This is a genomic window from Gordonia sp. i37 (assembly GCF_002043085.1).
GTDB lineage: Bacteria > Actinomycetota > Actinomycetes > Mycobacteriales > Mycobacteriaceae > Gordonia > Gordonia polyisoprenivorans.
In genome coordinates this window covers 1-25,389 of the sequence record NZ_MVPX01000224.1, presented here as the reverse complement: position 1 = coordinate 25,389, position 25,389 = coordinate 1, and the positions used below count along the sequence as shown (strand labels likewise).

General features: G+C 68.4%; 22 protein-coding genes and 1 tRNA gene. 10 read left to right on the top strand and 13 right to left on the bottom strand.

Going from position 1 to position 25,389, the window contains the following annotated elements:
• On the bottom strand, positions 1-1,983 hold a 1,983-nt coding region (locus B1964_RS10350), incomplete at its 3' end, for a homocysteine S-methyltransferase family protein (protein WP_172398804.1).
• Positions 1,984-2,033: 50 nt separating this feature from the next.
• Between B1964_RS10350 and B1964_RS10345 the strand changes: the two genes are divergently transcribed.
• Complete coding sequence (locus B1964_RS10345; RefSeq protein ID WP_006370143.1) at positions 2,034-2,915, top strand: PAC2 family protein; 882 nt, start codon at positions 2,034-2,036, stop codon at positions 2,913-2,915.
• 3 nt (positions 2,916-2,918) lie between these two features.
• Here the strand turns inward: B1964_RS10345 and B1964_RS10340 are convergent, their stop codons facing one another.
• The 6 genes from B1964_RS10340 to B1964_RS10315 form a co-directional block, all read right to left on the bottom strand.
• Positions 2,919-3,227 (bottom strand): hypothetical protein, encoded by a 309-nt coding sequence (locus B1964_RS10340; RefSeq protein WP_006370142.1) that lies wholly within the window; start codon positions 3,225-3,227, stop codon positions 2,919-2,921.
• Between the two features lie 70 nt (positions 3,228-3,297).
• Positions 3,298-4,539 (bottom strand): cysteine--1-D-myo-inosityl 2-amino-2-deoxy-alpha-D-glucopyranoside ligase, encoded by a 1,242-nt coding sequence (gene mshC / locus B1964_RS10335; RefSeq protein WP_006370141.1) that lies wholly within the window; start codon positions 4,537-4,539, stop codon positions 3,298-3,300.
• 79 nt (positions 4,540-4,618) lie between these two features.
• Positions 4,619-5,512, bottom strand: coding sequence for an SCO1664 family protein (locus B1964_RS10330; protein WP_006370140.1), 894 nt, complete (start codon positions 5,510-5,512; stop codon positions 4,619-4,621).
• A 57-nt stretch (positions 5,513-5,569) separates the two neighbouring features.
• Entirely contained in the window at positions 5,570-6,283 is a 714-nt protein-coding gene (locus B1964_RS10325) for a DUF3090 domain-containing protein (protein WP_079929700.1), read from the bottom strand.
• Positions 6,284-6,310: 27 nt separating this feature from the next.
• Complete coding sequence (locus B1964_RS10320) at positions 6,311-7,090, bottom strand: MSMEG_4193 family putative phosphomutase (RefSeq protein ID WP_079929699.1); 780 nt, start codon at positions 7,088-7,090, stop codon at positions 6,311-6,313.
• A 116-nt stretch (positions 7,091-7,206) separates the two neighbouring features.
• Positions 7,207-8,049: an undecaprenyl-diphosphate phosphatase gene (locus B1964_RS10315; protein WP_006370137.1), complete on the bottom strand. Its 843-nt coding sequence runs from the start codon at positions 8,047-8,049 to the stop codon at positions 7,207-7,209.
• A gap of 111 nt (positions 8,050-8,160) precedes the next feature.
• Here B1964_RS10315 and B1964_RS10310 point away from each other — a divergent pair, with 111 nt between their 5' ends.
• The 3 genes from B1964_RS10310 to B1964_RS10300 are packed head-to-tail and all read left to right on the top strand — an operon-like array spanning position 8,161 to position 10,837.
• Positions 8,161-9,354 carry a hypothetical protein gene (locus tag B1964_RS10310; RefSeq protein ID WP_253193949.1) on the top strand — a complete coding sequence of 398 codons (1,194 nt, stop codon included), beginning with the start codon at positions 8,161-8,163 and terminating at the stop codon, positions 9,352-9,354.
• The gene (locus B1964_RS10305; RefSeq protein ID WP_079929697.1) at positions 9,351-9,740 is read left to right on the top strand and encodes a DUF5703 family protein; all 390 of its coding nucleotides are present in this window, start codon (positions 9,351-9,353) and stop codon (positions 9,738-9,740) included. The genes B1964_RS10310 and B1964_RS10305 overlap by 4 nt, the downstream gene beginning before the upstream one ends.
• Positions 9,734-10,837: a quinone-dependent dihydroorotate dehydrogenase gene (locus B1964_RS10300; RefSeq protein WP_079929696.1), complete on the top strand. Its 1,104-nt coding sequence runs from the start codon at positions 9,734-9,736 to the stop codon at positions 10,835-10,837. The genes B1964_RS10305 and B1964_RS10300 overlap by 7 nt, the downstream gene beginning before the upstream one ends.
• A gap of 53 nt (positions 10,838-10,890) precedes the next feature.
• Here B1964_RS10300 and B1964_RS10295 read toward each other — a convergent pair whose 3' ends face one another.
• Positions 10,891-11,436: a YbhB/YbcL family Raf kinase inhibitor-like protein gene (locus B1964_RS10295; protein WP_079929695.1), complete on the bottom strand. Its 546-nt coding sequence runs from the start codon at positions 11,434-11,436 to the stop codon at positions 10,891-10,893.
• 56 nt (positions 11,437-11,492) lie between these two features.
• Positions 11,493-12,839, bottom strand: coding sequence for a M20/M25/M40 family metallo-hydrolase (locus B1964_RS10290; RefSeq protein ID WP_079929694.1), 1,347 nt, complete (start codon positions 12,837-12,839; stop codon positions 11,493-11,495).
• 98 nt (positions 12,840-12,937) lie between these two features.
• Between B1964_RS10290 and B1964_RS10285 the strand changes: the two genes are divergently transcribed.
• Positions 12,938-13,023 (top strand) — tRNA-Leu (locus tag B1964_RS10285).
• A 51-nt stretch (positions 13,024-13,074) separates the two neighbouring features.
• Here B1964_RS10285 and B1964_RS10280 read toward each other — a convergent pair.
• Complete coding sequence (locus B1964_RS10280) at positions 13,075-14,055, bottom strand: mechanosensitive ion channel family protein (RefSeq protein WP_172398803.1); 981 nt, start codon at positions 14,053-14,055, stop codon at positions 13,075-13,077.
• Between the two features lie 104 nt (positions 14,056-14,159).
• Here B1964_RS10280 and B1964_RS10275 point away from each other — a divergent pair, with 104 nt between their 5' ends.
• Together B1964_RS10275 and B1964_RS10270 are read left to right on the top strand one after the other, a co-directional pair.
• Positions 14,160-15,203, top strand: a complete 1,044-nt coding sequence (locus B1964_RS10275; RefSeq protein WP_079929703.1) for a nucleoside hydrolase — start codon at positions 14,160-14,162, stop codon at positions 15,201-15,203.
• Between the two features lie 10 nt (positions 15,204-15,213).
• Positions 15,214-16,167, top strand: coding sequence for an LLM class F420-dependent oxidoreductase (locus tag B1964_RS10270; protein WP_079929692.1), 954 nt, complete (start codon positions 15,214-15,216; stop codon positions 16,165-16,167).
• Between the two features lie 27 nt (positions 16,168-16,194).
• Here the strand turns inward: B1964_RS10270 and B1964_RS10265 are convergent, their stop codons facing one another.
• Positions 16,195-17,481 carry a SidA/IucD/PvdA family monooxygenase gene (locus tag B1964_RS10265; RefSeq protein WP_079929691.1) on the bottom strand — a complete coding sequence of 429 codons (1,287 nt, stop codon included), beginning with the start codon at positions 17,479-17,481 and terminating at the stop codon, positions 16,195-16,197.
• Between the two features lie 240 nt (positions 17,482-17,721).
• On the opposite strand from B1964_RS10265, the gene B1964_RS10260 reads away from it, so the two are divergent.
• Positions 17,722-18,939: a chorismate-binding protein gene (locus tag B1964_RS10260; protein WP_079929702.1), complete on the top strand. Its 1,218-nt coding sequence runs from the start codon at positions 17,722-17,724 to the stop codon at positions 18,937-18,939.
• Between the two features lie 28 nt (positions 18,940-18,967).
• Here B1964_RS10260 and B1964_RS10255 read toward each other — a convergent pair whose 3' ends face one another.
• Both B1964_RS10255 and B1964_RS10250 read right to left on the bottom strand, forming a co-directional pair.
• On the bottom strand, positions 18,968-20,479 hold the full coding sequence (locus B1964_RS10255) for a tryptophan 7-halogenase (RefSeq protein ID WP_079929690.1): 1,512 nt from the start codon (positions 20,477-20,479) through the stop codon (positions 18,968-18,970).
• On the bottom strand, positions 20,476-20,727 hold the full coding sequence (locus B1964_RS10250) for a phosphopantetheine-binding protein (protein ID WP_079929701.1): 252 nt from the start codon (positions 20,725-20,727) through the stop codon (positions 20,476-20,478). The genes B1964_RS10255 and B1964_RS10250 overlap by 4 nt, the downstream gene beginning before the upstream one ends.
• Before the next feature lie 175 nt (positions 20,728-20,902).
• Between B1964_RS10250 and B1964_RS10245 the strand changes: the two genes are divergently transcribed.
• Complete coding sequence (locus tag B1964_RS10245) at positions 20,903-24,124, top strand: non-ribosomal peptide synthetase (RefSeq protein WP_079929689.1); 3,222 nt, start codon at positions 20,903-20,905, stop codon at positions 24,122-24,124.
• The coding region (locus B1964_RS10240) for a condensation domain-containing protein (RefSeq protein ID WP_253193948.1) at positions 24,121-25,389 on the top strand (1,269 nt) is incomplete at its 3' end. The genes B1964_RS10245 and B1964_RS10240, both read left to right, overlap by 4 nt.

The following is a 25,389-nucleotide window of genomic DNA, read 5'->3' as shown; positions in this document are numbered from 1 at the left end:
GAGCCGCTCGAACAGCGGCAGGCGTGCGAGCTCCTGCGCGCGCGACTCGCGGGCCGAGGCCGCCGAGACGCCCTCGAACAACTCCATCAGCTTCTGCAGCGGGTCGTAGTCCTCGCGGCCCTCACTGCGTGTGCCCGCCGCCCCGCGACGGTCGTAGACCAGATCGAGTGCGACGTCGCGCTGTTCGTCGGGAATCTTGTTCATCGGCAGGATCTTCGACGCGTGCACGATCGCCGTGTCGAGTCCGGCCTGCACGCATTCGTGTAGGAACACCGAGTTGAGCACCTGCCGCGCCGCCGGGTTCAAGCCGAAGGAGATGTTCGAGATCCCCAGGGTGAAGTGGACGTCGGGATGCGCCTCGTGCAGCCGGCGGATCGCCTCGATGGTCTCGATGCCGTCGCGGCGAACCTCCTCCTGCCCCGTCGAGATCGGGAAGGTGAGGGTGTCGAGGATGATGTCCTCCTCGGCGAGGCCCCAGTTGCCGGTGATGTCGGCGATCAGACGTTCGGCGACGCGGATCTTCCAGTCCGCGGTGCGCGCCTGCCCCTCCTCGTCGATGGTCAGCGCGACCACCGCGGCACCGTGTTCGACGACCAGTGACATGATGCGCGAGAAGCGCGACTCCGGCCCGTCGCCGTCCTCGTAGTTCACCGAGTTGACCGCGCATCGGCCACCGAGCGCCTCGAGTCCGGCGCGGATGACCTCCGGTTCGGTCGAATCCAGCATGATGGGCAGCGTCGACGAGGTCGCGAACCGACTCGCCAGGGCGGTCATGTCCGCAGCACCGTCACGGCCCACGTAGTCGACATTGAGGTCGAGCATGTGTGCACCGTCGCGGGTCTGCTCCTTGGCGATGTCGAGGCAGCGCTGATAGTCCTCGGCGAGCATCGCCTCACGGAATGCCTTGGAGCCGTTGGAGTTCGTGCGTTCGCCGATCACCAGGAAGCTGGCGTCCTGATCGAACGGAACCGCGGAGTAGAGCGAGGACGTCTCCGAGATGTGTGCCGGGTCGCGATCGGCCTTGGTGGCCTCGGCGACCGCGGCGGCCACCTGACGGATGTGTTCGGGGGTGGTGCCGCAGCAGCCGCCGACGAAGGCCAATCCGAACTCACCGACGAAAGTGCTGAGCGCCGAGGCCAATTCGTCGGGCTGCAGCGGATACTCCGCACCGTTGGGCCCCAGTTGCGGCAGCCCAGCGTTGGGCATCACCGACACCGGGATCCGGGCGTGGCGGGACAGGTACCGCAGATGCTCGCTCATCTCCGCGGGCCCGGTCGCGCAGTTGAGTCCGATCATGTCGACACCGAGCGGTTCGATGGCGGCCAGCGCCGCTCCGATCTCGGAGCCGAGCAGCATTGTCCCGGTGGTCTCCACGGTGACGTGGGAGATGATCGGGATCCGTCGGCCGAGCTCGTCCATCGCCGCACGTGCGGCCACCACCGCGGCCTTGACCTGCAGCAGATCCTGCGAGGTCTCGATGAGGACGGCGTCGGCCCCACCGTCGAGCATGCCGGCGACGCACTCGAAGTAGGCGTCGCGGATCACGCCGAAGGTGGTGTGCCCGAGACTCGGGAGTTTGGTTCCCGGACCGATGGATCCGAGGACGAACCGGGCGGTACCGTCGGCCGAGGGCCCCATCTCGTCGGCGACGCCCCGCGCGATCGCTGTCCCCTTGTAGGACAGTTCACGGATGCGGTCGGCGATGTCATAGTCGCCGAGATTGGACAGGTTGCAGCCGAAGGTATTGGTTTCCACCGCATCGGCGCCGGCCTCGAAGTAGGCCCGGTGGATCTGCTCGAGGACGTCGGGCCGGGTGTCGTTGAGGATCTCGTTACAACCCTCGAGACCTGCGAAATCGTCGAGTGTGAGGTCGGCTGCCTGCAGCATGGTCCCCATCGCGCCGTCGCCGACCAACACGCGGCGCGCCATGGCCGACAGGAAGGTGGTGTCGTGGTTTCCCGGGTTCGGCGTGTGCGACGACATGGTGTTCAGAGTAGTTCGCTCTCTCTTGGGTTCGGTCGTAGGCTGGATCAGTGAACGCCGAGCAGATGTCGAACCTTCCCCGCTTGCGCAAACCCATCCTGCTGGCCGCCTTCGAGGGCTGGAACGACGCCGGCGATGCCGCGAGCAGCGCCGTGGAGCACCTTGCGCTCATGTGGGACGCGCGTCCGCTCGCAGAGATCGACTCCGACGACTACTACGACTTCCAGGTGAACCGTCCGACGATCAAACAGATCGACGGGGTGACCCGCCGAATCGACTGGCCGACCACATCCATTTCCTACTGCAGCCCGCAAGGGGCCGACCGGGACATCGTACTCGTGCGCGGTATCGAACCCAACATGCGGTGGCGTGGTTTCTGCGCCGAGATCGTCTCCTACGCCGAAGCCCTCGACGTGGAGACCACCGTGATGCTCGGCGCCCTGCTCGCCGACACCCCGCACACCCGACCGGTGCCGGTCACCGGCAGTGCCTACAGCAGTGAGGCGGCCGCTCGATACAACCTCGCGGAGAGCCGCTACGAGGGACCCACCGGCATCACCGGGGTGCTGCAGGACCTGTTCGTGCAGGCCGGGCTGCCCGCGGTGGCGTTCTGGGCCGCGGTCCCCCACTACGTCTCGACCCCGCCGAATCCGAAGGCGACGGTCGCGCTGCTGAACCGCGTCGAGGAGGTGCTCGACATCGAGGTGCCGCTGGGCACGCTGCCCGAGCAGGCCGAGGAGTGGGAGCAGGCGGTCACCGAGATGACCGAGGACGACGAGGAGATCGCCGACTACGTCCGGGGGCTCGAGGAGCGCGGCGACGCCGAGATCGACACCGACGAGGTGATGGCCAAGATCGACGGGGACGCACTGGCCGCGGAGTTCGAGCGCTACCTCAAGAGACGCGGCGGGCCCGGGTCGTTCGGCGGCTGAGGCTCAGCCGATCCGTTCGATCGACACGACCGGCGTGGTGATCCGCCACGTCCGGACGTCGGGGTCGTCGGCGGCACGCACCCAGAACTGTGCGGACTCCCCGACCCGGCAGGACTTCACCCCGAGCAGCGGGATGTCCTCGGAGTCGCGGCGCAGCGTGCTCACCGCCCACTCCTCGCTGTCGGTGCTGCCCACACCGGGTGCGCGCAGCAGCGTCATCTCATCGAAGTCGATGAGGTAGGTCGACGTCCGGGTCTGCACGGTCCACACCCCGGTTGCGGTGTCGGGATTGATCTCCTGCACACGAGCCACGCGCAAACCTTACTCACCCGGCGGCCCCGACAACCACCCGAGGTCGCCTTCGACGGGTCGGGCGGAGCAGTCAGGCCAGGCTCACACCGAGCAGCGCGTCGACCGCGGTGGCAAGCGCCTCCGGCGCCGCGGTGTCACCGCCGATCCCCTGCTCCACGTCACGACACCAACCGTCGACCGCGTCGAGGGCCTTGGGGGTGTCGAGGTCGTCGGCGAGATGCACGCGAATCCGCTCGATCACCGGCGTCGCGTCGGGGCCCTTGCCGCCTGTGACGGCACGTCGCCAGCGCGCGAGCCGCTCGGCGCCGATCGTCAGGACGGCATCGGTCCACATCCGGTCGCCGCGATAATGATCGGCGAGCAGTGCGAGCCGGATCGCGGCCGGGTCGACACCCTGCGCCCGCAACCGTGAGACGAAAACGAGGTTGCCACGGCTCTTGGACATCTTCTCACCGTCGAGTCCGACCATGCCGGTGTGGACGTAATGCCGTGCGAAGCGCCGGGATCCGGTCAATGCCTCGCCGTGCGCGGCAGAGAACTCGTGATGCGGGAAGATCAGGTCGTTGCCGCCGCCCTGGATGTCGAACTCGATGCCGAGCCGGTTCAGTGCGATCGCCGAACACTCGATGTGCCAGCCGGGCCGTCCACGCCCGAACGGCGCATCCCAGGCGGGTTCGCCAGGTCGTTCGGCACGCCACAGCACCGCGTCGAGCCGATCCCGTTTGCCCGCGCGATCCGGGTCCCCCCCGCGTTCGGCGAAGAACCGCAGCATCGTTTCCCGGTCGTATCCCGACTCGTAGCCGAATTGCTCGGTGGCGTCGATGCGGAAGTAGACGTCGGGGAATTCGGGATCGTCGACGACGTAGGCCGCCCCCGAGGCCAGGAGTTTGCCGACCATCTCCACGACCTCGCCGACCGATTCCATCGCGCCGATGTAGTCGCGAGGTGGGAGCACCCGTAGCGCGGTCATGTCGTCGCGGAACAGCTGAATCTGCTCACTGCCGAGGTCGCGCCAGTCCACTCCGTCGCGCTCGGCGCGCTCGAAGAGCGGGTCGTCGACGTCGGTGATGTTCTGCACGTAGTGCACGTCGTGGCCCTGATCGCGCAGCACGCGATTGACCATGTCGAAAGTCAGATACGTTGCGGCGTGCCCCAGATGGGTGGCGTCGTACGGGGTGATCCCGCACACGTACATGGTGGCCGTGGGGCCCGGGGCGACGGGGCGGACCGCGGCGCCCGCGGTGTCGAAGAGTCGGAGCGCGGGTCCGGCGCCGGGGACGGCGGGAACCGCGGGATCGGGCCACGAATGCATGCGTCCACTGTATGGCGGGCTCGCCAGGGATCGCGGACGGGGGCCACGGGTCATCGACGCGGGTGGGCGCGGCGACGATTCAGAACGGGGGCCAGGGAATGGGCCGATGGCCCGGCGGAAGCGGCATGGTCTCGGTCTCGGCGAGAACCAGTGCGCGGATGGTCAACGCGTCGATTTCGTCGACGGTGATGTGCCGGGCCAGGTCGGTGCGCAACGTCGACGACGTGGTTTCCAGTGCCTCGGCGAGGCCGACGACATCGGCGAGCAGGTGCGCCGGAACGGGTTCGCCCGCCCAACCCCACAGCACCGTGCGCAGTTTGTCCTCGCTGTGCAGGCAGATGCCGTGATCGACGCCGTACACCCCGCCGTCGAGCCCTTCGAGCACGTGACCGCCCTTGCGGTCGGCGTTGTTGAGGAGCACGTCGAGCACGGCCATACGCAGCAGACGCGGATCATCGGCGTGCACCAATTCGACCGGTTCTCCCCGCCCGTCCAGGGCACGCAGGATGGACCGATATCCGTCGGGCACCGCGTCGGGCGGACAAAGATCCACCAGATCGATTCTCGGAGCCGGCAATTCGGGGTCATCGGGGTCCGGGGTGTCGATCCACCGTTGCACCATCCCCACCCCGAGCGGTCCATCGCGCAGCACGGTCGTCGGGATCGCGTCCCATCGCAGCGACTGCGAGATCAGATAGGACGCGACTTCTCGTCCGGCCAGGGTGCCGTCGGGGAAGTCCCACAGGGGGATCTCGCCGCGCACCGGCTTGTAGACACATCGCACCGCGCGGTCGCCGACGACGGCGTCGCACACCAGGGTGGCGTTGCTGGCCGTCGGGATGCGGCCGATGATCGTGAGTTCGCCAGCGCGCAGCACTGCATCCTCGGCGACATCGGTGTCATCGGCGGCGTCGGCCCCCGACTCCGGGTGCGAATCGGGTTGCGGCACACCGGAAGCGCCCACGGCGCTCATGGCGCGGCCGCGCGCTGGTGCTCGGTCCGGCGCTCGGTCACGACACCGCCACCGCGGTCATCGGGAGCCACCCTCCGGACCTGCGTCGGGATCGTCGCTGCTGTCGCCGCCCGGGTCGTCGGACGGCGGGTTCTCGTCGTCACCGAGCAGCGGCGGACCGTCGGTGAGCCCGTTGAACACCTCGGGATCGATGAAGTCCAGCGACTTGCTCAGTTCGGCATCACGCTTGTAGCCGTTGGTCCGTACACAGAGGTGCCCCTGGTCGTCGAGCGGTTCGCCACAGAGCGGGCACGGGGGTCGGCCCGCCGAGATCACCCGGGTGGATCGGGCGGCGAACTCGCGGGCGGCGCGCGTCGTGAGGAACACGCGCACCGCGTCCGGGCCCTCGTCGGTGGCGTCGAGGACCACGCTCTCGTCGAACTCGCCCTCGGTGATGGCGAGCAACTCCACCACGACCGCCTCGGATTCGGCATCCCACCCCAGCCCCATGGTGCCGACCCGGAACTCGGCATCGACGGGCATGACGAGCGGACTGAGGTCGTTGACCTGCTCGGCCTCCGGCGGAATCGGGGTCCCGAAACGCCGATGGATCTCCTCGAGCAGGGCGCCGATCCGTTCGGCGAGAATCTGGACCTGCTGCTTCTCCAGGACGACGCTGATGATGCGCGCCTCGTGCACGGCCTGGAGGTAGAACGTGCGGTCACCGGGCTGCCCGACGGTACCCGCGACGAATCGGTCAGGACTGCGGAACACGTGTATCGCTCGTGACATCACCCACCTCCTTACGCTGTGTGGTCATTATCCGTCCCGGCCGGTCCCCGCGGCCACCGGTGCCTCCGGCTGCGGTTCGATGTCGGCGGGCCCGGCAGATGGTGGTGGGCTCGCGTCGTCGGAACCGGTGTCGCCGCCGATCACCGCATCGTTGGACGCCGGTGGCCGGATTGGCACCGACAAGGTCTTCGTCGAGTTCACCGTATGCACGTAGGGCCGGGTATCGCCGTAGCGGATGATGCTCACCGAGGCGGGCTCGACGACGATGCGTTGGAACGAATCGAGATGCATCCCCATGGCATCGGCGACGATCGCCTTGATCACATCGCCGTGCGAACAGGCCACCCACACCCCGGCCCCGTCCGACCCGCCGTACTCGCGGTCGAGAGCACGAACCGCCGCGACCGCCCGTGCCTGCACGGTGGCCAGGCCCTCACCGTCGGGAAAGACCGCTGCAGACGGATGCTGCTGCACGGTTCTCCACAGTGGCTCCTTCAGCAACTCGCCGATCGTGCGGTTCGTCCACGCACCGTAATCGACCTCCGCGAGATCGTCGACGACGACCTCCGGCACATCGTGTCCCGCGTCGGCCAGAGCGGCCAGCAGCGGGCCCATCGTCTCGGCGCACCGCTGCAGTGGTGACCGGGCGACCGCGGTGATCGCGGCCAGACATGGCTGCAGACGGTCGACGAGCTCGGCGGCTTGCCCCCGGCCCTTGTCGTCGAGGGCCACGCCGGGAGTGCGTCCCGCGAGCACCCCGGAGGTGTTGGCCGTGGAACGTCCGTGGCGCACGAGGATCACGGTCATGCCCCAACCTTATGCATCCGCAGGAAACACAGCACATCGGTCCCGGTGGGCGAGCTGACGGCTCCAGGTCATGTGGCGTCGATGACACCGTGTCATGTGGCGTCGATGACACCGTGTCATGTGGCGTCGATGACACCGCTGGCCAACAGGCCCATCACGACGAGACCCAGGATGACCCGATAGCCGCCGAACCAGTTCATCGAGTGGTGGCTGACGAAGCGCAGCAGCCAGGCGATCGAGACATAGCCGAGCACGAACGCGACGAGGGTGGCCACCACCAACTGAGCTCCGGCGGCCTCCATCCCGCCACCGGTCGGATGGATGGCGTCGGGGATGCTGAACAGTCCCGACGCCAGCACCGCCGGGATGGCGAGCAGGAACGAGAAGCGGAACGCGGCCTCGCGTTCGAGCCCGAGGAACAGGCCTGCGCTGGCCGTCGCCCCCGACCGGGAGACGCCCGGAACCAGCGCCAGACACTGCGCCAGACCCATGACGATCCCGTCACGCAGCGTCAACTGCTCCATCGAGCGGCGTTGGGTCGCGAGACGTTCGGCCAGCCAGAACACCCCCGAGAACAGGATCAGCACCGTCGCGACCAGCCACAGATTGCGGGCCGCCGAACGGATCTCGTCCTTGAGCAGGAAACCGATCAGACCGATCGGGATGGTCGCGAGGATCACGTACCACCCGACGCGGTAATCGAGCCCACGCTCGTCGCGGGCGAGTAACCCGCGAAACCACGCGAGCACGATCCGGGCGATGTCACGGGCGAAGAAGACGAGCACCGCGGCCTCGGTGCCCAGCTGGGTCACCGCGGTGAACGACGCCCCGGCATCCTCCCCGAACATCAATTCCGAGGCGATGCGCAGGTGTCCCGAGGACGAGATCGGCAAGAATTCGGTGAGGCCCTGGATGGCGCCGAGGACGATCGACTGGGCCCACGTCATGGTGTCGGTCACGGCGGTCGATGCTACGCGGGATTTGTCCGATCCCCTCGATACCGAGAACCGTCAGGGTTCCGGCGCCACTGCCGACCCGCGGCGACCGGACCCCACGGGGGTGTGTGCAAGATGGGTGGCATGTCTGCCAGTCGATCCCGCGCCACGGCCCGTACCAGCGCTCGCCGGACCATCGGTCTGCTCGTCCCGCTCGCCGCGGCCGCACTCGTCGTCGCGGGATGCAACTCCTCCAGCGGTTCGCAGACCCCCACAGATGTGGCCACCGTCACCCCGGCATCCGCGAGTCCCGCACCGCCGGGTGTACCACGCACGCCCGCCGGCGTGACCGTCCCCACCCCCGCCGGATCCGCGTCGCCCGCGCTGTCGGACGGGCGCTTGGCGGTGATCGGTCCCGGCGGCACCGCCGTCCTGCGCTTCGACGAGTCGGCCATGACCGCAGCCGCGTCGGCGACTCCCGGGGCACTTCCCACAGCGACATCCGTCGCAACCCCCGCGCTCACCCACCTCGTGGGCACCGGTGACGGCGGCTTCATCGGTGTCGGCCCGGGCCACGTCGTGCGAATCAGCCCCGACGGTCAGGTGCGCAGCGACGTCCTGCGCACCGAGAACCCCAGCGCCCTGGCCCGCACCCCCGACGGTCGCACCCTGGTCGGCACGGAGAACGGCCACGTTCTCGTCCTCGATCGCGATCTGGCCCAACAACGTGACATCGCCGGATTCGTCCGCGTCGACGACATCACCGTCTCGCCACCGGGCGCCGATCTACCCGGCGAGCAGGTCGTGGTACTCGACCGCGCGCAATCCTCGGTGACCCCCGTCGATCTGGGCAACGGTGATCTCGGGCCGGCGCTTCGAGCCGGAAACGGTGCCACCAACTCCGCCGTCGACCACTACGGTCGCGTGCTCGTGGCCAACACCCGGGACGACGAGATCGTCGGATTCTTCGGATCACCGCTGGTGATGCGGTTCCGCTATCCGGTGTCCGATGGCCCCTACGCCGTAGACTACGACGACGCCCGCAATCTCCTGTGGGTCTCGACGACGGGCAACAACGAAGTGGTGGCCTATGACCTCGCCACCGGCGAACCGGCCGAGAAGCATCGGTTCGCCGCGGTCGCCCAACCGGATGCGATCGTCGTCGACGACGCGAGCGGGACGGTGTTCGTGCTCTCGGCCCGAGACGGAGGAATCCAGGTGGTCACGACAGCTGCACAGACCGGCGGTGCGCTGGTGCCGCCCACCGCGACCGGTGCCGCGCCCACCTCGGCGACCACCGCTCCCGCAACCACCGGAGCCGCCCGATGACGAGGCGGCCGGGGCAGGTATCCGTCGGATCGGGACGCGCGGGCGTGCGCAACGGGGCACGCTATCCGCGCGGCTGGGAGGTCACCTCCGAGGACTACGAGTGTCTGTTGGTGCGACTACCCCCGGACGTCACCCGCGTCACCGCGTCGATGCGGTTGTCGTTGGAGGCCGAATTCGGCGGGTGGGAACTGTCCCGCGTGCGGCTGTATTCCGACGGCACCCGCAAGGTGCTGCTGAAGCGTCGGCGGGCGCCGCGCGATCATGGTGCCGGCAACGGCACCGGCACCGGCACCGGCACCGGCACCGAGAATACTCGGAATAGCTTGTCCCCCAATGGTTCTCAGTCAGACCATGCGCACCCCGAGCACGGCGCCCGGGCATGCTGACCCGCCTCAATCGGGCACTGTATCCGGTGCTGCTGCGCCTGATGTTCCTGCTCCCGCCCGAACGCATCCATCGCATCATCTCGGCCACCATCGTCGCCACGATGCGCGGGCCTGCCCTGCGCGCACTGTCGGCGCGTCTGCTCGCACGGCACGACCCGATCCTGCGGCAACGGGTGTTCGGCGTCGACTTCCCCGCCCCGCTGGGACTGGCCGCCGGCTTCGACAAGTCGGCCACGGCCGTGAACGCCTGGGGGCAGCTGGGTTTCGGCTTCGCCGAGATCGGCACCATCACCGGTCGCGCACAACCGGGCAATCCCGCTCCACGGTTGTTCCGACTGCCACGCGATCGCGCGCTGATCAACCGGATGGGCTTCAACAATCCCGGTGCAGAGGTCGCCGCCGACCACCTACGAGCGGCCCGCCCCGGGCCGGTGCGCGTCCCGATCGGCGCCAACATCGGCAAGACCAAAGTGGTGCCCGTCGACGAGGCCGTCGACGATTATCGGCTGTCCGCACGGCTTCTCGGACCCCACGCCGACTTCGTGGTGGTCAACGTCAGCTCACCGAACACACCCGGACTCCGTGATCTGCAGGCCGTTGACTCGCTGCGCCCGATCCTTGCAGCGGTACTCCAGGAGGTGACGGTGCCTGTACTGGTGAAGATCGCCCCCGACCTCGCCGACACCGATATCGACGCCGTCGCCGACCTGGCCGTCGAACTCGGGCTCGCCGGGATCGTCGCCACCAACACCACCATCGGGAGGCAGGGCCTGCGCACACCGGCCGCCGAGGTCGAGGCGATGGGCGCGGGCGGACTGTCCGGGGCACCACTGACCGCACGATCCCTCGAGGTGCTCCGCCGGCTGTACGGCCGTGTGGGAGGCCGCATCTCGCTGATCAGCGTCGGCGGCATCGAAACCGTCGACCAGGCGTGGGAACGCATCCTGGCCGGCGCCGACCTACTGCAGGCCTACACCCCGTTCATCTACGGGGGCCCGGTGTGGGTCGCCGGGATCAACGCCGGGATCGCCGACCGCGTACGGGCGGGCGGATACCCGAACCTCGCCGCGGCGGTCGGGGCCGGCACCCGTCACTGAGCGCCGGCACTGACTGCGGCGTCACATATCCGCTGTGTCACATGTCTTCTGTGTCACATATCTTCTGCAGGCTGCTCGTACGTGCCGACGAGAGTGGCCCGCGCGATGGCGTGCGAGAACAGGTTGAACCCCAGGTAGGCGGGTGTGGCGCCCTCGGGCAAACCGAGGGACTCGACGTCGACGGCGTGCACGACCACGAAGTAGCGGTGCGGGCCGTGGCCGGGAGGCGGTGCGGCACCGACGAATCGACGCAACGACGCATCGTTGGCCAGTGTCACCGCCCCGGCCGGCAGACCGGACCCCTCGTCGTCACCGGCTCCCTCGGGCAGGCTCGTCACCGACACCGGGATGTCGGCGACCGCCCAGTGCCAGAATCCCGACGCGGTCGGCGCGTCGGGGTCGTACACGGTGACCGCGAAACTCTTGGTGTCGCTGGGGAATCCGGACCAGCTCAACTGTGGCGACGAGTCCTGACCGCCGGCTCCCATCAGGCCGCTCACCTGCGGATTGGCCAGCGGCGCACCATCGTCGAAGCTGGTGGAGCTCACCTCGAAACCCGGCAGGGCGGGTAACGACTCGTACGGATCGACGTTCGACATCGGATCACCTTTCTCGTGGTCGGCGCGCTATCCGACCCACTGTATGTGCGCGCAGATCAGCTGTGCAGCAAGAAGTGTTCGAGCACCTTGGTGCCGAACACGACCGAATCCACCGGCACCCGCTCGTCGACGCCGTGGAACAGGGCGGCGAAATCCAGTTCGCGGGGCAACTGCAGTGGAGCGAAACCGAAGCACCGGACGCCGAGTTTCGCAAACGCCTTGGCGTCGGTGCCGCCGGACATCATGTAGGCCACGGTCCGTGCGCCCGGATCGTGGGCGAGGATCGCCGCGTTCATCGCGTCGACGAGGTCGCCGTCGAAGGTGGTCTCGTAGGAGTCGAGGTGGGTGATCCACTCCCGGGTGACATTCGGCCCGATGAGCCTATCGATCTCGGCCTCGAACTCCTTCTGCCGTCCGGGCAGGATGCGGCAGTCGACGACGGCCTCGGCCTTCTGCGGGATCACGTTGGCCTTGTATCCGGCCCGCAGCATCGTCGGGTTGGCCGTGTCCCGCAATGTCGCCCCGAGGATCCGGGCCAGGCTGCCGAGTTTGAACAGCGAGGTCTCCAGATCGGGTGCGTCGGGACGAAGGTCCAGACCGGTCTCCTCGGACACCGCGGCCAAGAACTCGGCGACCGATTCACTCATCACGAGCGGAAAGGTGTGCCTGCCGATGCGGGTGACCGCCTCGGCCACCTCGGTGACGGCGTTGTCGGCATGCAAGAAGGACCCGTGGCCGGCGGTGGCGTCGGCGGTCAGCCGCATCCACGCCAGCCCCTTCTCGGCGGTTTCCACCAGATACAGCCGCCGTTCGGTTCCGTCGGGCCGGTCGACCGTCAGCGAATAGCCCCCGACCTCACCGACGGCCTCGGTGATGCCCTCGAACAGATCGGGCCGGTGTTCGACGAGCCAGTGCGCTCCCCAGGTCCCGCCTGCCTCCTCGTCGGCGAGGAAGGCGAAGACCAATTCGCGAGGCGGCGTCGTGCCCTCGCGCCGGAACTGCCGTGCGAGTGCGAGCGCCATGCCGACCATGTCCTTCATGTCGACCGCACCGCGGCCCCAGATGTAGCCGTCCTTGACGGTGCCGGCGAAGGGATGCACGCTCCAGTCGGCCGGTTCGGCGGGCACCACATCGAGGTGGCCGTGGATCAGGAGTGCTCCGCGATCGGAGTCCGGGGGTCCGGGCAGGCGGGCGAAGACGTTGCCGCGACCGGGTTGACCCGACTCCACGTACTGGGTGGTGTAGCCCACCTCCTCGAGCATCGACGCCACCCATTTGGCGCATTCCTCCTCGCCTCGGGTGGTCTCCAGCTCTCCGGTGTTGCTGGTGTCGAAACGGATCAAGGTGCTGACGAGGTCGACGACCTCGTCGACGGCGCGCGGGGTGTTCGACTCTTCGGTCACACCCTCACTCCTACGGGATTTGGGATACCGGGGCAACCTCGGTTAGTGTTATCGCCGCCGGTGTGAGAGCTCGCCTCGCACGCCGGGTTGACAATCGAGTCCGAGTGGCGGAATGGCAGACGCGCTAGCTTGAGGTGCTAGTGCCCTATTAACGGGCGTGGGGGTTCAAGTCCCCCCTCGGACACGCACACCAGACGAGGTCCCCGGGGACCTCGTATCGTTCTGTGGCTTCTGCTCAGCCGTCGGCGTCGGCGCCGACGAGCGTCCGGCCCCCGACATAGGGCAGATCGATGTCGTGTTCGTCATAGGCCCGCAGGATCTCCCGGCGCAGTCGGCGCTGCACCGCCCACTGCGCGTTCGGTCGGGTCGTCACGGTCAGACGCAGCACCACGCGATCCGACGCGACCTCCTGCACCCCGAGCATCCGCGGCTCGTCGACCACATCGGCGGCCAGTGTCTCGTCCTCGCCGATGGCCCGCATCGCGGCGTCGAGAGCGACCTTCTGCGCGCGATCGAGGTCGGCGCGCAGTGACACCGGGACCTCCACCCGGGCCACGGCGTACTCCTGGCTCATGTTGCCCACGCGGGCGATCTCACCGTTGCGGACGTACCAGAGGGTGCCGTCCACGTCGCGCACCGTGGTGATGCGTAATCCGACGCTTTCCACCGTGCCGACGGCCTCACCGAGATCGACGGTGTCGCCGACACCGTATTGGTCCTCGAGGAGCATGAACACGCCGGTCACGAAGTCGCGCACCAGGTTCTGCGCCCCGAACCCGACGGCCAGACCGATCACGCCGGCAGAGGCGATGAACGGCGCGATGTTGACGCCGAGCACCGACAGGATCGCCAGTGCCGCCCAGGTCAGCACGATGATCGACACCGTCGACTTCAGCACCGACCCGATGGTGCGTGCACGTTGATAACGCCGCTGTGCCACAGCTGCTTTCGTCGCAGCCGGGGTCTTCGCCCCGGTTGGCGAACGTTCGCGCAGATGCCGGATCAGGGCCGGTGCCCTGCGGTCGGCGCCGTCGGGGTTCCCACGGGTGGCGCGATCGATGAGGCGATGGGCGACCCACCGCACGATCAGCGCCCCGACGATGTAGCAGACGATGCGAATGGGCCGTTCCACCAGCCACATTCGGTTGGTGTCGGTCCATTCGAAGGCGAGCTGCGTGATGGGGCCATGGGCCGCGCCGAGAGTCGAAAGGTCCATGCCCCGACGGTACGGAAATCCCACGATCCGTCGAACCCGCTGCGCAGCGGTGGTGGATGCACCGGAATGGGCGGGTGAGCACCGGCAGGTGGGAGACTGGTGCGGTGACCCACCGTGTGTTCTTCGACTGCGATACCGGGATCGACGACTCGCTCGCCCTGCTGTATCTGCTCGCCCGCGACGACGTCGATCTCGTCGGGATCGCCAGTACGGCCGGCAATGTGCCGGCCGATGTGGTCGCCACCAACAACCTCGCGTGGCTCGCGCTCTGCGGCCGCGAGGACATCGCAGTCCATCAGGGTGCGCCCGGCCCCCTGGTTGCCGACCTGATGACCACCGAGGACACCCATGGGCCGCTCGGGGTGGGCTATGCCGAGCTGCCGACCCCGACGCAGACCGTCGCCGGACTCGACGCCGCGGACGCGTGGGTACAGGCGGCCGCGGCACATGATGGCGAGCTCGTCGGACTCGTGACGGGGCCGATGACCTCGCTGGCCACCGCGATCTGTCGCGACCCCGACCTGCCGGTGCGGTTGCGACGACTGGTGATCATGGGTGGGGCGTTCCATGTGCACGGCAACACCACGCCGACCTCGGAATGGAATGTGGCCGTCGATCCCGAGGCCGCGGCCGAGGTGTTCGCGGCGTTCGGCACCGACGGAGCGCCGGAACCGATCGTGTGCCCACTCGACCTCACCGAATCCATCGCCCTGACCCCCGATCACACGGTGCGGCTGGCCGCCGCGGCCGGGAGTACCCCGCTGGAGTGCCCGGACCCCACCGACGAACCGGGCACGCGGTCCGTGGCGACCAATGTGATCATCCGGCATGTGATGGACGCGCTGCGTTTCTATCTGGAGTTCCACCATGCTCACGACGAGGGGTACATCGCCCACCTGCACGACCCGTTCGCGGCGATGGTGGCGCTGGATCCGTCATGGGTGCAGACCCGTCCCGCCCGGGTCGCGGTGGAACTGACCGGCACCCTGACACGCGGCACGACGGTCGCCGACGAACGCGGGATGTGGGGTGGCGCACCGAATGTGCGGGTGGCCTCGGCCACCGACGTCGATCGCGTCTTCGACGACCTCATCGAGACGGTCGCGACGCTCGCCCGGCGCGTGGGCAACCCGGCCACGGGAGCGTAGCGTTGGCGCGGTGACCCGCCTCGGATACCAGATCCCGAACTTCACCTATCCCGACACCGCACCCGATCAACTCTTCCCCACGATCACCGCGCAGGCCGTCGAGGCGGAGAACTCCGGCTTCGACACCGTTCTCGTGATGGACCACTTCTATCAACTCGCGATGCTCGGTGAACCCGACGAACCGATGATCGAGTGCTACACACTGCTCGCCGCGCTGGCCCAGCACACCTCCCGGGTACGGCTGTCGGCTCTCGTCACCGGCAACACCTACCGCAATCCCACCCTGCTCGCCAAGATCGTCACCGCCCTCGATCTGGTGTCGGCGGGCCGTGCCCAACTCGGCATCGGCGCGGGTTGGTTCGCGCTCGAACACGACTCCCTCGGTTACGAGTTCGGTACGTTCACCGATCGGTTCGAGAAACTCGAGGAGGCGCTGCAGATCATCCTGCCCATGCTGCGCGGTGAGCGGCCGAGCCTGGCGGGCAAGTGGTATCAGGTCAGCGACGCCGTGAACTCCCCCGCCCCGCTGAATCGGATCCCGGTGATGATCGGTGGCGGTGGTGAGCGCAAGACGCTGCGCATGGTCGCCCAGTATGCCGACGAATCCAACCTCATCTGCGGGGTCGATGAGATCGGTCGCAAACTCGATGCCCTGGCGCAGCACTGCGAGCGCCTCGGCCGCGATCGCTCCGAGATCGTCGTGACCCTGCAGACCTCGGCGTGCGTGGCTCCGACCCACGAGCAGGCGCAGCAGGAGTTCGACGCCTATGTCGCCCGCAACCCGCGTGCCGAGGCACGTCGCGGCGGCGCGATCATCGGCTCGCCGGAGGAGGTCGCGCAACGCTTCTCGGCACTGCTGGACACGGGGATCGACGGGGTCACGGTCAACGCACCCGCCAACGGCCATATCCCCGGCCGGGTCGACCTGCTCGGTCGGACCCTCGCGCCGCTGATCAACCGCTAGGCAGGATCCGCCGATCCGCGCAGCGAACTACAGAACCGCGGCCCGGCGCCCCGTTCCGTTCACCGCATCCACGCGTGCGGACAGCGATTCGACGATCTCCCCGGAGCGGACCGCGACGTTGGACAGCAGGGTCGCGGTCAGCCCGTGGGTGTGCTCGGAGTTGCCCTGCACGTAGATGGCGCCGGTCACCTCGGGATCGGTGCGCAGCCGGTAGCTGCGGTCGAGCACCGGTCGCCCATGGACATCGGCATGGCAGAACCGTCCGAGGTCGCCGAGCATGTCACCGATCGATGTCGGTTCGAAGCCGGTGGCGAATACCACGGCATCACAAAGGATCTCGAGCTCCTCACCGTTCATCCGGTTCACCACCCGCAGACGGGCCGCGTCGTCGGTCTCGGCGACGTCGAGTACCTCGGTGCAACCGTGGACGAACAACCGTCGGTGCCCGTCGACCCGTTCGGTGTATTCGCGTCGATACAGCTCGTTGATGAGTTCCGGATCGACGGCCGAGTAGTTGGTGCCGCGGTGGTAGGTCAGGATGCGCTCACGCCAGGCGGGTTGCGCCGCGAAGTAGTCGTCGACGGCACCGGGATCGAAGATCCGATTGGCGTAGGGGCTGTCATCGGCCGGGGTGTAACCGTATTTGGCGAAGACGGCATGCACCTGCGCGTCGGTTTCCTGATGCAGGAACGCGGTCACCTCGGCGGCGCTCTGACCGGCACCGATCACCGCGAACGCTCCGTGAGTGCTCTCGGGTAGCTCGGCGAAGCGATCGAGTACGTCGTGATTGTGGAAGACCCGTCGACCGGCGACCACGCCAGCGGGCAGCTTGGCGCGTATTCCACCGCCGAGCACCAGATGTCGGGCGCGACACGCGGCCGTCGGGGTCCTCACCTCGAAGGCGCCGTCGTGCCAGCGCACCGAGGTGACCTCGGACGAATACTGCACGGGTATCGACACTCGCGCCGCTGCCCACTGCAGATAGTCGTGGAACTCCGAGCGCAGCGGGAAGAAGGTCTGCAGGTTGATGAAGTCGGTCAGCCGGTCCCGCTCGGCAAGATACTTCAAGAACGTGTAGTCGCTGGCCGTATTCCGTTGTGTGGCCAGATCTTTGAGAAACGACACCTGCATGGTGGCGCCCGGCAGCAGCATCCCGGGATGCCATTGGAATCGATCCCGTCGCTCGAAGAACTGCGCGGTGATCGGCTTTGCGGCAGTGCGATTGTGCTCCTCGAGAGCGATGGCCAGCGCCAGATTCGACGGACCGAACCCGATGCCGACGAGGTCCACCGTGGAAAGGTGCTCACTGCACACGCGCTACTCCTCTACTCCCTCGCCGGGGCTGTGGGACTCGGGGCTGTCGGACCCGGGCCCGGGTATATCGGGTCCGGTCAGGCGCGCCGATCGGCGCCATCCGGTGGCACCTTTGCCGACGTTCAGAAGGTAAGTCTAACCTAATCTCCAGGCGCCCGTTAATCGGACGCGTCATGCCCGGTGACCACCCCGATCGCCACAGATCGACCGTTCACCCATCCCGATCGGAGAACACGCGAGATGATCTCATCGCCGACGTCGGCCGAGCACACTCCCGACGCCCTCGGCACCGCGACCGCGCTGTCCGGTACCGCCGATGACGCACATTTTCTGTTGTGCCGCAACACCTACCACGTGATCGGCATGGGGAGGAGCACCGTGTACCGCCGCGCGGAGGCGGCCGCCTCCGCGCTGCGCGACGGTGCGGTGACCGCAGTGGTCGGAGCCCTGCCCTTCGATATCCGTGAGCAGGTGTCACTCATCGCGCCCGACCGGATCGAACTGCACCACGGTCGGTGGATTCCGCAGACGGTCGCCCTCGGTGACCACCGCGCCGGGCGACCGGTGGCTCAGTCCCGCATCGTGGCCGCCGTGCCGTCGCCGGCCGACCATTGTCGCCGGATCGCGGCGGCGATCGACCGGCTCGCCGACCCCCATGACGCGCTGGCGAAGGTGGTGCTCGCACGCGCCCTGACGGTCCACTCCGCGGTGCCGGTGACCGGGTGGGAAGTGGCCGCGCGACTGCGTGCCATCGATCCGCGGGGATCGGTGTTCGTCACCGACCTTCCCGGTCCGACATCGGGTTCGCTCTCCCAACTGGTCGGCGCCAGCCCGGAGGTGTTGATCCGCAAATGCGGCAACATCGTGTCGGCCTATCCGCTCGCAGGTTCGTCGGCACGCCTGACCGATCCCCGGCTCGACGCCGAACAGGGTCGGGCACTGGCGAATTCGACGAAGGATCGCACCGAACACCGATTCGTCGTCGATGCCTTACGGGCGGCGCTCGCCCCGTTGTGCCGCACGCTCGACGTGCCCGACGAACCCGAGCTCATGACGACGCCGACGATGTGGCATCTGGGCACCCCGATCCGCGGTGAGATCGCCGACCCGTCGACCACGGCCCTCGATCTCGCCATGGCCGTCCATCCGACTCCGGCAATCTGCGGCACTCCCACCGACCTGGCCCGCGATCACATCGTCGCGACCGAAGGCCGGCGGGGCTTCTACGCCGGGGCGATCGGGTGGGCCGGCGCCCCGACACGCGGTCGCGACGGCACCATCGTCGCCGGTGACGGTGAGTGGATGGTCGCGATCCGCTGCGCCGAGATCGCTCCCGGCGGCCGGGAGATCACCACGTGGGCCGGAGGCGGCATCGTCGCCGACTCCGACCCGGACACCGAACTCGCCGAGACCGACGCCAAGTTCGCGACGATCCTCGCCGCCCTCGGTATCCGCTGAGCCGTCGGGACGGCGGGCGAACGGCCGGTCAGACCGCGATCTGTACCGGTTCGGCCCACGCGAGTCCGTCGGCCGAGGGCACCAGACCGCCCTCGAGCAGCGGCGGTTCGGTCGCGCGGTCGCCGACCGCGCCCCGTGCCTGCAGGGCGTTCATCTCCTCCATCACCTCACGCACCACCGGCGCACCGAACATGTGCCCCATCCGCTGGCCGGAGTCGGTGTCCATACCGCCGGTGGCTCGGGCGGCCTCGGTCAGTGCGTCGGAGGACCGGCGGAATCGCGAGACGATCGACGACGGGTCGGTCAGTGCGTCCTCTCCCGAGTAGCCGCCGGCGACGAGGGAGACGAAGGCCGTCATGTCGTTGCGGTCGAAGTTGGTGACCTTGCGCGCCTTCCAGAAGTACGAGTCCTCGGACTGCTCCATGTCGTAGAAGGCCGAGAGGAATTCGTAGAACACGGCGTACTCGCGGCGGTAGCGGCCCTCGAACTCGCCGAAGGCACGCTCCTCGGACATCGTGCCGTCGAGCACGCTGTTGATCGAACGTGCAGCCAGCACACCGGAATACGTCGCGAGGTGCACCCCGGTCGAGAACACCGGATCGATGAAGCATGCGGCGTCGCCGACGAGCACCATGCCGTTGCCCCAGAAGCGGGTATTGGCATACGAGTAATCCTTGCGGATCCGGATCTCGCCGTAGGTGCCCTCGGTCACCCGCGTGGCGTCGGCGAGCATGTCGCGAACGATCTCGCACCGGTCGATGTAGTGCTGCAAGGTCTGTTCCTGCGCGTTGAGCACATGCTGCGCCTTGTCCTTCGCGACGACCACCCCGACGCTGGTGAGCGTGTCCGACAGTGGGATGTACCAGATCCAGCCCTCGTCGAACGCCGCGCAGAGGATGTTGCCCGCATCGGGCGCCGAGAATCGTTTGCCGCCTTCGAAATACCCGAAGACCGCGACGTTCTGGAAGAACTCGGAGTACACGCGTTCGCCGCCCGCGCGCGAGGACAGTCGGGTCGTGTTGCCGGAGGCATCGACGACGAACCGGGCCCGCACGTGGTGTTCGACGCGGTCGGCGTCGAGGTAGCGCACCCCGGTCACCCGACCCGTCTCATCGGTGTCGACGCCGTTCACGCGGCAGTTCTGCCGAACGTCGACGCCGTTCTCGGCCGAGTTCTCCAGCAGGATGTGATCGAATTTCATCCGCTCAACCTGGTAGGCGTAGGAGCCCTCGCCGGCGAATTCCGGGGAGATCGCGAACAGGAAGTTCCATGGCACCGGGTTGGTGCCCCACCGGAAGCTGCCGCCGCGCTTGTGCATGAAGCCGGCGTCGCGGACCTTCTCATAGCAGCCCAGCAGCTTGCACACCCCGTGAATCGTGGAGGGCAACAACGACTCCCCGATCTGATACCGCGGGAAGGTCTCCTTCTCGATCTGGATCACGCGGCGGCCGCTCTTGGCCAGCAACGTGGCGGTGGTCGACCCACCCGGACCGCCACCGACGACGACGACGTCGACGCTCTCGGTCGTGACCTCGCTCATCGGGCCTGCTCCATCGACAGTTCATGTACCCAGGAACCGACCACCGGATCGGCGGCCAAGGACACCAGATCGGCGCGCACCGCACCTGCGGCGCGCCACCGCTCGATCAGCGACATCAATCGCACCGAATCCAGGCCGATGTCGAGGACGTTGGTGTCGTCGGTGATCTCGGTGGCGGGAACGTCGAGGATCTCGGCGATGTCGCCGATGATCCGGTCGCGGGTCACAACTGCATCCACAGATGCCATGGGCAGATCCTCACTTCGTACGGCCACCGGATGCGGTGGGATCGTGGGTCGGTACGGTGAGCGAGGCACCGTCCGCGGTCGCCACAGTAGCTTAGCCTGGCCTAATTTACGCCCGCGCTCGGAGTCGGCGTCCCGTGTGATGATCCTCGCCTAAGCAAGGGTAGGCTCTCCTATCATGCTTGAGCTCGATCTCGCCGCACGCGAGCCTTCGTACCCCGCGTCCGCGGCCGCATTGGGATTGTGGGCTGCGCAGTCGGTGGTCGGGGCGTCTGCGGTGTTCACGATCGGTCAGCTCGTCGAATTCCGTTCCGCGCCCGACCTGGACAGGCTGACCGCCGCCGTCGCGGCGGCGGTGACGGAGGCCGATCTGCTCCGCGCCCGATTCGTCGAGACCACCCCCGCCACCGACTCCGATCCGGGCTCGGGCCTGCACTTCGTCCTCGGGGACCCGGTGCCGGTCACCCGCGTCGAGCTCCGACCCGACGCCGACGCGCCACTCGAACACGCACGCACCGTCGTCACCGGGTCCATCGATCCGCGGACCGGCCCCTGCGCCCGGGTCGAGATCCTGCGTGCCGGCGACCGGATCGCCCTGGTCATCGTGGCCCACCATCTGGTGCTCGACGCCTACGGACTCGGCCTCCTGACCCGCCGCATCGGCCACCTCTACGACGATCCCGCCGACCCGCGCCGCCTCCGATCGGTCACCGACCTCCCCGATGGACTCGACGCACCAGGATTCGACGCACCAGGATTCGACGCAGCGGGCCCCGACGACCGCACGTTCTGGGCCGACCAGTTGACCGGGATCACGGCTCCGCTGACACTGTCGGACCGCCCGCGCGGACATCGGGTCGCCTCCCGAATCCACACCCGCCGCAGCGTGATTCCCGCGTGCGGCGCGCTGACCCGGAATCCGTCGATGCTGACCGCCGTCATCGCCGCCTTCTGCGGTCGGCTCGCGGGCACCGACGACGTCGTGCTCGGCTTCCCGATGATGAACCGGCTCGGCTCCCCGGTGGCCAACTGCGCTTGTTCGGCGGTCAACGTGATTCCGTTGCGCGTCCACACGCCCGCACACCGCTCGATCGCCGAGATCGCTGCCGGGGTCACCGACCGCCTGCGTACCGTCTCACCCCACGCCCGATACCGTGGCGAGGACATCGTTCGGGACCTGCGGCGACGAGGCGTCGACGGCGCGACCGGTCCCACGCTCAACATCAAGCCGTTCTCGGCGACCGTCACCGTCGGCGGGCATGTCGCCGACGTGCGGTCGCTGGCTCGGGGGCCGCTCGTCGACATGGCGATCACCGCCGCCGACCTCGACGGCGATCTCGAACTGGTCCTCGACGCCGACGCCGACCTGTACCCACCACGGCGCGTCGACGAAATCCTCGGCAGCATAGCCGAATTCGCCGAGGCGGCGGCCCGCACCATCGACTCCGTGCGCCCCGATTCTGGGCCCACCGCGGGCATCGGCGCGGTCTCGCTGGACGGCGCTGCCGACGAGCGCCGCGCGGCCCGAATCCGCGACGAGGACGCCAGGACCCGCACCCCGATCGGCGCGACATCTCTGCTCGATCGGATCGCCGCCCAACCCGCGGACGCGATCGCCCTCATCTGTGGCGCGGCGCGCATCGACCATCATGAACTGCGCACCCGTATCGCCTCGGTGTCCGACGAGCTCGGCGCACTCGATGCCGAGGACATCGTCGCCGTCGCGCTGCCCCGCGGGGTGGATCTCGTCGTCGCACTCCTCGCCGTCCATCGCAGCGGCGCGGCATTCCTGCCGCTCGACCCGGGTTTTCCGGCCGAACGGATCTCGGCGACCCTCGCCGACGCCGACCCGGTTGCCGTCGTCGAGGAGGGCCCCACCGGGGTGAGTGTCCGTCGGCTTCGGGAGCACACCGCCTCGTCGACCCGGCGTGCCGGCCGTGCCGGCGGTCGGGACGGCGATCCCGCCTACGTGATCTACACCTCGGGCTCGACCGGCACCCCCAAGGGTGTCGTCGTCGGGCACGGCGCACTGCGCAACTTCACCGACGCGATGATCGACGAGATCGGCTATCGGCCGGGGCGATCGGTGTTGTCGGTCACCACCATCGCCTTCGACATCGCCCTGTTGGAAACCCTTGTCCCCCTTGCCGCGGGCGCGACGGTGGTCCTCGCCGACGCCGACGACGTCCACGATCCCGGGCGGCTCGCGGGGCTGCTGCGCACCCACCGCATCGACCACATGCAGGCCACCCCGTCGTTGTGGTCGGCGCTGTTGGACTCAGACCACGCCGAGGCCCTACGCGGGGTCGACGTGCTCGTCGGCGGGGAGGCACTTCCCACCCGGGTTGCCGCCGGCCTGCTCGATGCGGCGGCATCGGTACGCAACATGTACGGACCGACCGAGACCACCATCTGGTCGACCACCGCACCGGTGGTCGATGAACACGCGATCGTGATCGGCTCGCCCATCGCCAACACCGGGGTCCGCATCCTCGACGCCACCCTGCGCCCGGTCCCCGACGACGCGATCGGCGAGCTGTACCTCAGTGGCGCCGGACTGGCCCGCGGATACCACCGACGAGCCGGGCTCACCGCCACACGTTTCCTCGCCGACCCGTTCGGGGCGCCCGGGACACGCATGTACCGCACCGGCGATCTGGCTCGCCGCAGGACATCGGAACACAGCCGGGCCACGGGGCAGATCGAATGCCTCGGCCGCACCGACCACCAGGTCAAGATCCGGGGTTTCCGCGTCGAGCTCGGTGACATCGAAACCGCACTGGCAGAACATGACTCGATCGAGCGCGCCGTCGTGGTCGAGCGTGACGGCCGGTTGGTGGCCTACGCGACCCCCGCCGGAGAATCCGGGATCGACGCGTCGGCGCTGCGATCACATCTGGCCCGGCGGCTGCCGGACTACATGATCCCGGCCACCGTGCAGGTGCTCGAGGCGATCCCGCTGACCCCCAACGGCAAGGTCGATCGCACTGCGTTGCCCGCACCGGACTTTCAGGCTCTGGCCGGTCAGGGTCGGGCCCCGGTCACCGACACCGAACGCATCCTCGCCGAGATCGTCGGCGAGGTGCTCGGGGTTGCCGGCGTCGGCGCCGACGACGACTTCTTCGTTCTCGGCGGTGACAGCCTCACCGCCGTTCGCGTCGTCGCCCGCGCAGCCGTCGGAGGTGTGCGTCTCACCCCTCTCGACGTGTTCGACCATCCGACCGTCGCCCGGCTCGCGGCAGTCGCGTCGATCGTCTCCCGATCGGCGGGCACCGATCCGGGCGGCGATCCGGAGCGCGGTACACCACCACACGAGCACCGCCTGCAACCCCGTGCGTACACCACCGCGGGGATCGACGCCGACGAGCTCGACGACCTGATCGGGGAGGACCTGCTGTGAGCGCTCCGGAGGCAACAGATGGCGCCGTCACCGAAAGCGTTGACACGCAGGCGAAGCCGGTGCTCGAGGACGTGTTGCCACTGACCGCGGTGCAGGAGGCGATCGTCTATCACTCCACGCGATCGCGCGAGCACGACTCCCACGACCCGTATCTGATCATCGCCGATCTCGACCTCGCCGTCGTCGCGTCCGGTGCCGACTCCGGCGATGTCGACGACTCGGCGCTACGGTCGGCGCTGGAGACGGTGATCGCCCGGCACGCCATGCTGCGGACCTCTTACACGCGACGGCGTACCGGGGCGCCGGTCGCCCGCGTGCACACCGAGGTCGAGATCCGGATCGACACCGTCGATCCCGCCGAGTCGGGGGGGCCCGAGGGCCTCCGCGAATCCCTGCGCCGGCAGGGGATCTCCCTGACCTCCGCACCTCCCCTGCGCGCGGTCGTGACCCGCGACTCGCGCGCCGGTACCGCACACCTGCTGCTGGTGGTCCACCACGTGGCCCTCGACGGATGGTCCCTGCACCGCGTCGTCGACGAGATCGTGCACGTGCTGCGCGGCGAACCACTCGACCCGGTCGTTCCCATCAGTGACTTCCATCGGTGGCGGACGACGCTGCCGAGCGGACTGGACTCATGGCGTCGCGCGCTGACTGGCCTGCGGGCACCGACCCTCGTACCGGTCGATCCCGTTGCCGCACACCGTTCCCGGGTGATCGCACGCTCCCTCGGTGTCGAGGCGTCGCGGCAGCTACGTACCACCGCACGATCCGCGGGCGCCTCGGTCAACACCCTCATCCAGGTCGCGTGGGCGTTGGTGCTCGCCGACCTCGACGACTCCGACGATGTCGTCTTCGGCGCGGTGGTCTCGGGCCGTGATCCCGCACTGCCCGGTGTCGACGAGATGGTCGGCATGCTGATCAACACGATCCCGGTGCGGGTCCGGCTCGACCCCACCGAGACCGTCGTCGAGCTCATCACCCGACTCCAGCGGGAACAGCTCGCCCTGCTCCCCCATCACCACACCGCTCTCGGTGACATCGGCGCGGCGACCGGGCTCGGGGAACTGTTCAACACGCTGCTCGTCTTCGAGAGCTTTCCCCGCGGCGCGGTCCGACCCCAGCTCGAGGACGAGAACACCTACGCCGCAACGGTTCTCGTCGAGGATGAACCCGACATCCGAATCCTGCTCGAGCACCGCGGCGCTGACCCGGCGCTGCTCGATCGCCTCCTCGGCATGCTGGAGACGATCCCCCCCCCCCCCGCC

Bases quoted from the DNA above. Each gene is read 5' to 3' on its own strand.
- mshC (WP_006370141.1), bottom strand. From the start codon at position 4,539: ATGCATTCGTGGCCCGATCCCGCGGTTCCCGCCGTCCCCGGCGCCGGA.
- B1964_RS10330 (WP_006370140.1), bottom strand. From the start codon at position 5,512: ATGAGCGCCGTGGGCGCTTCCGGTGTGCCGCAACCCGATTCGCACCCG.
- B1964_RS10325 (WP_079929700.1), bottom strand. From the start codon at position 6,283: ATGTCACGAGCGATACACGTGTTCCGCAGTCCTGACCGATTCGTCGCG.
- B1964_RS10320 (WP_079929699.1), bottom strand. From the start codon at position 7,090: ATGACCGTGATCCTCGTGCGCCACGGACGTTCCACGGCCAACACCTCC.
- B1964_RS10310 (WP_253193949.1), top strand. From the start codon at position 8,161: ATGGGTGGCATGTCTGCCAGTCGATCCCGCGCCACGGCCCGTACCAGC.
- B1964_RS10305 (WP_079929697.1), top strand. From the start codon at position 9,351: ATGACGAGGCGGCCGGGGCAGGTATCCGTCGGATCGGGACGCGCGGGC.
- B1964_RS10300 (WP_079929696.1), top strand. From the start codon at position 9,734: ATGCTGACCCGCCTCAATCGGGCACTGTATCCGGTGCTGCTGCGCCTG.
- B1964_RS10295 (WP_079929695.1), bottom strand. From the start codon at position 11,436: ATGTCGAACGTCGATCCGTACGAGTCGTTACCCGCCCTGCCGGGTTTC.
- B1964_RS10280 (WP_172398803.1), bottom strand. From the start codon at position 14,055: ATGGACCTTTCGACTCTCGGCGCGGCCCATGGCCCCATCACGCAGCTC.
- B1964_RS10260 (WP_079929702.1), top strand. From the start codon at position 17,722: ATGATCTCATCGCCGACGTCGGCCGAGCACACTCCCGACGCCCTCGGC.
- B1964_RS10255 (WP_079929690.1), bottom strand. From the start codon at position 20,479: ATGAGCGAGGTCACGACCGAGAGCGTCGACGTCGTCGTCGTCGGTGGC.
- B1964_RS10250 (WP_079929701.1), bottom strand. From the start codon at position 20,727: ATGGCATCTGTGGATGCAGTTGTGACCCGCGACCGGATCATCGGCGAC.
- B1964_RS10245 (WP_079929689.1), top strand. From the start codon at position 20,903: ATGCTTGAGCTCGATCTCGCCGCACGCGAGCCTTCGTACCCCGCGTCC.